Source organism: Stutzerimonas stutzeri (assembly GCF_000935215.1).
Taxonomy (GTDB): domain Bacteria; phylum Pseudomonadota; class Gammaproteobacteria; order Pseudomonadales; family Pseudomonadaceae; genus Stutzerimonas.
The window spans coordinates 22,247-30,138 of record NZ_JXXD01000098.1 but is presented as its reverse complement, the minus strand read 5'-3'; the positions used below and the strand labels follow the sequence as shown (position 1 = coordinate 30,138).

Here is a 7,892-nt window from a genome sequence, read left to right as displayed (position 1 = left end):
CACCAGACAACACAAAGGCCGGGCCCAGCTCCCGACCCGATACAGAACACAAAGGGCGCAGGGCACCACCACCCTCCCCCAACAAAACACCGCTTTTGCGTGCACACACAAAAGCCCAAAACATTCCCGACCGGCCAAGCCGGTCCCCAATCAGGAGAAACCGCCATGCTGAGCTGGGACGAATTCGACGAAGAAGAAACCACCACCACCACCGCGCCCGCCGCCCCTCAAGCCGCTGCCGCCAAGACTGAATCTCCCGCCAAACTCGACCAGGACGCCGCCGGCTCCGTCGAAGAAGCCCGCGCCGTTGCCTCTGACGACTCCGCTGCCGTCGCCCGCGCCAAGAAAGCCCTGGACGACCTCGACATCCAGGAAGGCCTGGACGAACTCGAAGGCGAATCCGCCCGCGTTCACGTCGGCGACAAGCAGATGATCAACGCCCGCGCCGACCTCAACCAGCTCGTCCCCTTCAAGTACGACTGGGCCTGGCAGAAGTATCTGGATGGTTGCGCCAACCACTGGATGCCGCAGGAAGTGAACATGAACGCCGACATCGCCCTGTGGAAGACGCCGGACGGCCTCTCCGAGGACGAGCGCCGCATCGTCAAGCGCAACCTCGGATTCTTCTCAACCGCCGACAGCCTGGTCGCCAACAACCTCGTGCTGGCCGTGTACCGCCTGATCACCAACCCCGAGTGCCGCCAGTACATCCTGCGCCAGGCCTTCGAAGAGGCGATCCACACCCACGCCTATCAGTACTGCATCGAATCGCTGGGCATGGATGAAGGCGAGATCTTCAACATGTACCACGAGATCCCGAGCGTCGCGAAAAAGGCCTCATGGGGCCTCAAGTACACCCGCTCCATCTCCGACCCGAACTTCACCACCGGCACCGTCGAGACGGATAAAGAGTTCCTGCGCAACCTCATCGCCTACTACTGCGTACTGGAAGGCATCTTTTTTTATTGCGGCTTCACCCAGATCCTCTCCATGGGCCGCCGCAACAAGATGACCGGCACCGCCGAGCAGTTCCAATACATCCTGCGCGACGAGTCCATGCACCTGAACTTCGGCATCGACGTGATCAACCAGATCAAGATCGAAAACCCGCACCTGTGGGACGCCGCCATGAAGGACGAAGCGACCCAGATGATCCTTCAGGGCACGCAGCTGGAAATCGAATACGCCCGCGACACCATGCCCCGCGGCGTGCTCGGCATGAACGCCTCGATGATGGAGGACTACCTCAAGTTCATCGCCAACCGCCGCCTGACGCAGATCGGACTGAAGGAAGAGTACCCGGGCACGACGAACCCGTTCCCATGGATGAGCGAAATCATGGACTTGAAGAAGGAGAAGAACTTCTTCGAGACGCGGGTAATTGAGTATCAGACGGGTGGGGCGTTGAGCTGGGACTAAATGATTAGCGCCACTTATCTTCACCTACATATGTTTTGAAAATTGGTGGCCATATAAAGCCTGCTTAAGGCAGGCTTTATACTATCCGCATAACAAGCTTAATCATCGATGCTAGAATTTTCTGTAACTTCAATATTATTGATTATTATATCCTCTTGGGGGATTTTATCCGGGACCCTATACAGAAAGCCATCTCTATTAGCTGCCTTAGGCGTATGCTTTTCGCTATACGGAGCATGGCTGAGTCACACGCTTTCTGATATGGCGAAACATGCAGTCATGGTAGAAAAGTTTCCCTCCTTATCACTTTCCTCGACATTGTTCAGTTTCACCATAGCAGCAATAGGCGGCAGCCTCATTGCTTCAGGAATAGTATTAAAAATACAGGCGCTGCATGAAAAAGAGAAGAATTCAGCTACGCGACATCTACGAATATGGTTAAAAGAACTTGAAATATCTGACAGCATGGATCAGGAGCTTAAAAGAATAGCACCTGCGCTTAGCAACAATGAGTTCAAAAAACAATATAAAACGGTAACAGAAAGAAAAAACCGAACAACGATAGAGCTAATCAAAATTAGACATAAATATATGCATATTTTTTCTGATGAAGAGCTAGCAATGTGATCCAACGAAACGCGATTGGATAAAAAAGATGTGAAAGCGCCGCAGTGAATAAACCATCATAAGCCTGTAGCCCACCCTCTCGCTCCCGATCGAACGGTTCCTTCGCGACGACGCCGTCGATACCGACAAGAAGTGCCCCGACCTCCAAAACGAAAGCGCAATCGTCGCTTCATTCGAGTATTAAAGCATCCACCGAAAGCACCATAAAAGAATTTCGCAGTTCTCCGTTAGGGTCAAGCATATCCTCCAATGAAACCGGCCAAGGCAGACTAAGAGCCTCTACTGCGCGTTTCCATTTGGTGTTGGCGATGCTAGGTAGCCCGCCCCTTACTTTAGAGAATAAGATATTCGCATCGTCCGAACGAGGGCAAGACATATGATGCGTATAAGCAAAAAGATTACGCCAGGTGTTTAATTTTGCAAGATCTGCCGCCATACCATTCAAAGTTTGACCTTGATTAATAAACGAAGTGAGTAAGACGTCGAAGCTGACCTGCTTTTTTTCTCCCACCGCCATTCGGACTCCATCATACGAGGAGAAATCCAGTAGCTCTTGATCCGCACATTTCGCAGCTAGCAACCATTCAGCAGCCCTATGTAACGCTAGCAGAGCGAGAACATAGCTATTATTAGCATAGTGAATATCCGCGGAAGCAGTCATAAACGCAGAGGCCTGGCGAAACACATCAGACTCTGTCTGTATTGATGGATTTGACAAATGCAGTTCCGCTGCCTGCTCTTGTAAGGCACGGATCCATGTACGAATCTTTAGTAAGCTTGGAGGAACAGATCCTGTGAGTATCGCCGGAAACCGCTGATGCGCCTTATCGAAAGACTCAGCTAAAGAAGATGGCTTCTTCCACCAGCTTCGATTTTTGGCAGATGTATCCTCATGCAAGAAGAATGCGGGGAGAGTCCACTCGTGCAAAGATGTACGCCCAAACTCGTCAACGAATTGCGCAAGTTTGACAAGTAACCGCTGCGTGCTCCGGGGTAAAGTAGTAGTTGCACTGCACAGGATCCCTAACTGGGTGCCATAGCTACGCACCGCATTGACATCGTAGCGTCGTAAAGCATTCAAGAGCTCGCAAGCAGCTTGGACGATACCTCTTACCGGAGATTGCAGCTCTATTAAAGCCCCAAGGAACGCAGGCGTGTCAATTGACTGTTGCTGACAGGCGTCATCAACAGACTGCAAACGAACTAATGCATCTATTGCCTGCAGATGCGCGCACCCCGCCGGAAGCACCCTAACGACACGCTCTACAGTTGGCCAGTCGCCACAGCTTATGTGAAGCGCTGCTTCCTCCATATCAGAGTGCTTTACATAGACTATGCGTTCGTCGCCTACTGGCGCTCCTTGTGCCCAGAGCACTCAGGCTTACTCCACGGGCCATAGGTCTGCAGGTAACTGTTCAAGCTGATTAGCGAAACGGCCCAAAGCTTCCTCAAATTTCTCCATAGCCATCGCTCCGGTGGCCTGGTCGAATGAGGCAGGGTCGTTTTTACGCATATCTCGCAATACCCCAGCCTCAGTTTCACCAAAGAAATCTGGCAAATTACGCCGCACATCACGCACGACTTGATCGAGCAGCGCTGAGGAGTATCGAAGGGCCGCATTCATGCCTAATGTTTCTAATCGACCCTCAAAAGCGTTTAGCTGATCATCATTCATTACAGCCTTAAGCTCGCCCAGCAAAGCCGCGCGAACGTCACTACGAAGGAGCGTTGCGACCTGAACGTCGGCCCATGCATCTCGAGCCCAGTTAGCACTGAAGTTGATAGTGTCATTCTTCCAGAGGACACGACGAGTGTATGCTTGATGTTCGCTTAGATAATTATACTCAGGCGAAGCAACGAATTGGTTAGTAGCCGAAACCGCCGCGCGCGCGATCTCCATGTTACCAACCCCCTGATGCACCAGCTCGCGTGCAAGCATTAGCCAAAAGCGTATATAGCCTTGCTGGAACGCTTGGCGCATATATATTATATCCTCAGCGGGCACCTGCGTATCGGACTTGAATACCCCCCAAGCACCATGTGCAAGCTCATCATACATCTCACGCTCGCTATATACGAAACGGCTCAAATAAGTTGACAAACTTGAACTTGCAGGATTTCCGCGAACCGCTTGGTTTTTTATTTTAGCGAACGCATCACCAAGCCGTGCCTCTAATTCCCGATAAGGACGCAATTGCCTTAAAAGGAACGACAAAGCCGGAGTCAGATGTGCATCAATTTGTTCGCGAATTATCGGATCCACTCGTAGCCCTGGGGCAGAGTTGCGCATACCTGACGGATCAAACTGCGGGTCTGCATCATTAAGCTCAGCTTCACGTTCATCCAGCTTCAGCATCGCTGGAGCCAGGCGAGTCACGCCGAATAGATAAACCTCAAGCACTGAGGCAATAATCGACACTGTGGTGATAGAGAATGGCCTAAGACGTGCGTCGGTACTTTGGTTCTCTCGGGTGTTCCACTCAAGAAGATGAAGGCGGCTCCAATCGCCTGGCGAATCATCGTGCTTCCACGTGTTTGCCAGTGAACGCACCGCAGATGCTGCATTACTAGAGTCATTAAGCAGCAATATAAAGTGGCCGCTCACTCGCTGCGGCTCTGAATTAACCGTGACGAAAATATCGCGCAGATCTTTGACAATTTGTTCATCTGCCCCAGCAGTTGCCAACGGCATCCAAACAATGCAAACGGGCTGCTCAATGTTTGCGACGATATGGCGAGTTTCCGGTTGGCTATCGAGCAGCCTTAGCGCCTGCAGTCGGTGCTGCCCGTCTAAAGTAACTAACTTAGTCCGCTCGGGATTGATCGCCAGCATTGCTGCATAATCATAGAATCCAACTGTCTTACCGAGCCACTCAACAGTCCGCCCTTGCCCCTGCTCAGCCTCATAAAGGTCAAGCTGAAAACCATCCAGATCGTAAACCGTCCTTAAGGTTGCATTCGATATAGGCTGCTGTACCACCGAAGCGTAGTTTGATTTCAAACCATTATCATCATCCATCACTGCCAAGCAGATAAGCAAAGGAGGGAAGAAGACAGCCCTCTGCGCCCCCATCTTCAAATAGCCATCAGCAATGCGAACGACTCGAGAATGATCAATATCTCTCTGAATCAACTCCTCAAACGCAACGCGCCGGATGTTGAATACATCAGCCGCGACCTGCAGCTTGCTGAGCTGGTTAATGCGCAAGGTGGTGGACAAATAGTTCAGCGTATGGCTGGAGTCAGTTTGAAAACGCCCAAAGGAGCCTCTCAATTTAAGGCTAAATGGATCTATGCTTTTCGGACCTGGCACCATTGCCATAGTGATCATCCTTAGAAAGGTAAAAAACAGCATCTTGCCTGATCATCTGAGCTCAGGCCAGGTGAAATGCTTGCAGGATCTACATGCCAATAGATGACCCCGCAGCGGATTGCCAGAGCTCAGGGCGTTCCAATCGAGCCCGCAAAAAGCCATAGCGCTCGCTCTATTGAGGCTTAAAACTTCCAGATACCTGGAGAAGATAGTCATCGGAACGCCCCGCCAAGTAAGAAAGCCCTCTATGCAGATGACTAGCACAGGCAATTTTTACATTCTCCAAACTAGAGCACCCTTTGTCATGTTGAATGCGCAGCAACAACATATTCAGAAACAGGTCTTCATATCCACCCGTAATTGTGCGCCAGTCTATTTCGAGTCCACCATTAAAGTTAAAGTCCTCTTCGGGCGGCACCGATGGATTAGCCAACGACAGACACAACGCATGCCGGCAAATTGAGTTGTAATGCTCAATTCCTGTCTTGCGCTTAAGGGTAGAAAGCTGAATCTTAGCGGCGGCCGTCAGGCGAATTCGATCAATCATAATGACGCTTCTAGCTGGAGCTGATGGGCTTTTACGCTTGCAATGCTGCGGCGGCGCTCGTCGTCAAAGGTAAGCGCATATTCACGGATCATATGCTGCTCCAGAGCATCATGCACGCTGCCCTCTACCTCTTCATCAGTGGATAGCACCAACACCTGATGGGATACCTTAGCAAAGAAATTATGGATCAGTGCCTCGCGGTGCTTGCGATCCAAGCGGGCCAACGGAGTATCGACCACAACAGGGAAGCGCCCCTTTCGCTCGCTAATCAATGCGCTTAACACGGCAATAGCCAGAATCTGCCTCTCTCCGGCAGACAGGCGCTCCATAGGCAAGCTGTGGCCATTCACGTCTTCAATGGATACCGCATAGGTTTGGGGTTCCACTGTCACGCGGGAAATTAGATTGCGCTTGCGCAGCAGTTGCTTGAACTCTGCCGTGATCATCTCTGAAAGCCATTGCGCCTTAGAAGCCAATAGTCGCTCACGAAACGCAAGCAGAGCCGTCTTAGCACGCTCCGCGGCTTCGAGACTATGAAGCTGGAATTCACTTTCTTTTGATTCTGTGCGTAGCTTCTGACGGGCAGTGTTAACTCGATTTTCAAAGTGGTTTTGGCTGGTCCGCGCTTCATCCAACTCTTTTGCCAGCCCACGCAATTTCAGCTCTGCGTCTGAAACGGCTTGCGTGTACGTCTGCATATTCGCAAACACGCTGGATAACTGTTCCTCGTCAGGAATCTGGTCGACTGCCTTCTGGGCTTTATCTACATCTCGCTGAGCCTGTTCAACTGCTGACTGTGCTTGTTGCAGTTGTCTCTTTGCCACCAGCAGCAACGGTTCGATCTCAGCCGGATCACCGCCCGGCAAGAGTATGGGCTTGTGCTGTTTCGCAACCTCAAGTGCTTGCAGGTCCTGCTTAAGCAGATCCGCCACGGCCTGCCGTGCCTGCGGCGCCTGGGCTTCCAATACTGCAAGGATGCGTTCATCGCGCTTGATGAACTCATCACTCAGTAGCGCTGCGTTCTGAGCCTGTTTGTCTAAACCCCACTGGGTTTTGTAGCTGCCCCATAAAGGGCCAAGCCACGCCAGAGGTAATAGAGGATCTTCCAACGCCGCGACCAAAGACGCCCGCGCCTGGGTGTGCCTTTCCTTGCACACCTCCAGCCGCCCCTTTAGCTCGGCCGCCTGCTGATAGGTCTGCAGGCCACTCCGCTGCGCCTCTACTGCAAAGATTTGCGCTTTGCGCTGGGCATCATCCAACTCTGTACGAGCCAGAGCCTGCTGCTGCGTAAGCATCGCTATGCGTTCGTTGATCTGATCCAGCTGTTGCCCATATTGCTCCAACTGCGTTTGCGCTTCGCTCAGCTCCCCCGCTACGGCTTTCTTGCCGCCAGCTCGGCGCGCAACCGCCTTAAGATCACTGGCTAAAGCATCGATACCCCCAAGACCTAGAAAGACCTCGGTTGCGCGTCGTAGCAGTTGTGGCAATCGCTCTGGGTTGGCCAGCGCTTCGATCTTTTCGCCATCGAATAGAAATAGGTGAACGAGCTCGACGGGGAGAATGCTGTTGATGAATTCATCCCAGTCTTCGGTCAGGGCGATGTCTTCGAAAGCGTGTTGGTAGACCTTAAAAACTTCACGTAAACCCGATTCGCGCGGGATCCATTCACGCCTGAGGGTCAGTGTTTGGAGGTCAGCGCCCCGCTCGATGGTTAGCGCGATGTCGATTCGAGCATTTCCCGTAGCGTCTTTACGCTGCAGTCCGGAGACAAGCTGATCGTATTCAGAGCGACGCGCGATATTGACAGCTTTATACCCATACAAGCCGATTTGGAGCGACGTCAGCAGAGTCGTCTTTCCGCTTCCGTTCAGTGCCTTGACCAAGATCACCGGGCGGCTCGCGTTCACGCTGAAGTCAAAGCTTTGCTGCTCGCGAAAAGGGCCAAGGTTTTGAATTGAAATCTGGTTAATCGTCAGCTTGGCCATG

6 protein-coding genes are annotated in these 7,892 nt (G+C 52.1%); 2 read left to right on the top strand and 4 right to left on the bottom strand.

The annotated features are described in order from the left end of the window. The first annotated feature begins 165 nt into the window (after positions 1-165). Together LO50_RS11460 and LO50_RS24705 are read left to right on the top strand one after the other, a co-directional pair. The gene (locus LO50_RS11460; protein WP_044315061.1) at positions 166-1,419 is read left to right on the top strand and encodes a ribonucleotide-diphosphate reductase subunit beta; all 1,254 of its coding nucleotides are present in this window, start codon (positions 166-168) and stop codon (positions 1,417-1,419) included. A 108-nt stretch (positions 1,420-1,527) separates the two neighbouring features. Beyond that, positions 1,528-2,046: a hypothetical protein gene (locus LO50_RS24705; protein WP_152623973.1), complete on the top strand. Its 519-nt coding sequence runs from the start codon at positions 1,528-1,530 to the stop codon at positions 2,044-2,046. Positions 2,047-2,215: 169 nt separating this feature from the next. Here the strand turns inward: LO50_RS24705 and LO50_RS24700 are convergent, their stop codons facing one another. From LO50_RS24700 to dndD, 4 genes are all read right to left on the bottom strand, one after another. After that, complete coding sequence (locus tag LO50_RS24700; RefSeq protein WP_152623972.1) at positions 2,216-3,421, bottom strand: hypothetical protein; 1,206 nt, start codon at positions 3,419-3,421, stop codon at positions 2,216-2,218. A gap of 6 nt (positions 3,422-3,427) precedes the next feature. After that, positions 3,428-5,401 carry a ParB N-terminal domain-containing protein gene (locus tag LO50_RS11455; protein WP_044315060.1) on the bottom strand — a complete coding sequence of 658 codons (1,974 nt, stop codon included), beginning with the start codon at positions 5,399-5,401 and terminating at the stop codon, positions 3,428-3,430. A gap of 130 nt (positions 5,402-5,531) precedes the next feature. Continuing rightward, positions 5,532-5,906 (bottom strand): DNA sulfur modification protein DndE, encoded by a 375-nt coding sequence (gene dndE / locus LO50_RS24140; protein WP_080902102.1) that lies wholly within the window; start codon positions 5,904-5,906, stop codon positions 5,532-5,534. Beyond that, on the bottom strand, positions 5,903-7,891 hold the full coding sequence (gene dndD / locus LO50_RS11450; RefSeq protein WP_044315059.1) for a DNA sulfur modification protein DndD: 1,989 nt from the start codon (positions 7,889-7,891) through the stop codon (positions 5,903-5,905). Before dndD ends, dndE begins: the two co-directional genes overlap by 4 nt. Position 7,892: the final 1 nt, after the last annotated feature.